We start from the raw sequence: 555 nt of genomic DNA, 5'->3' as shown, positions 1-555 counted from the left end.
GCGAAACGGGCCGCCATATTGGAAGATGCAGTTTCCGCCATGCAGTGGCTGGCTGCCTGCAAGCCGGGCAGTGGAAAAGTGCAAGTATAGGCGACGGCGACATATGAGGCTGGCACGGGCCACGCCGAGGCGGGCATTGCGTTGAGATTTCACGATCGCAGAGGCGGGGTCGTTGTTCAGGTTAGCCGCCATCGCTTAGAGCGCATCGTGTTTGATGTTAGTGATGCAGCCGTTATCTTGCTGCGTGATCTTCATCGTCCGACCGAGAAACGGAAGCTAGCGATGGACGCCTGTCTGCAGGTATTGCGTGGTCTGGCCTATCCACCAGTTGCTCGAAAAGCTTTCGCGGCAGCCGCGCCTGAAGCAAAGATGCTGCGCGGCGATTAGCTCTGCACCGGATACTGCACGCAAGCTTCAGTGCAYCAAGATGATGAAGGCTGGTGGCCTACCAGCATGTCGTTGAAGTGTCACCTTGCTCACCTATATGCGCGGTGCGTCGAATGTTTCCTCCCATTCGTCCGACGCGTTCCCCTCTGGAGGTTTTAACCTTCATAC

Annotated in this window: 1 protein-coding gene; it reads left to right on the top strand. The window is 57.0% G+C overall.

All coding sequences use genetic code 11. The annotated features are described in order from the left end of the window. The first annotated feature begins 141 nt into the window (after window positions 1-141). Window positions 142-387: a DUF982 domain-containing protein gene (locus ACXJ7R_RS36005; protein ID WP_457155926.1), complete on the top strand. Its 246-nt coding sequence runs from the start codon at window positions 142-144 to the stop codon at window positions 385-387. The last annotated feature ends 168 nt before the right edge of the window (window positions 388-555 follow it).

The sequence above is a fragment of the Mesorhizobium sp. P5_C1 genome, from assembly GCF_054049815.1.
The sequence above is the reverse complement of the archived record's forward strand: the minus strand, read 5'-3'. Positions and strand labels throughout refer to the sequence as shown.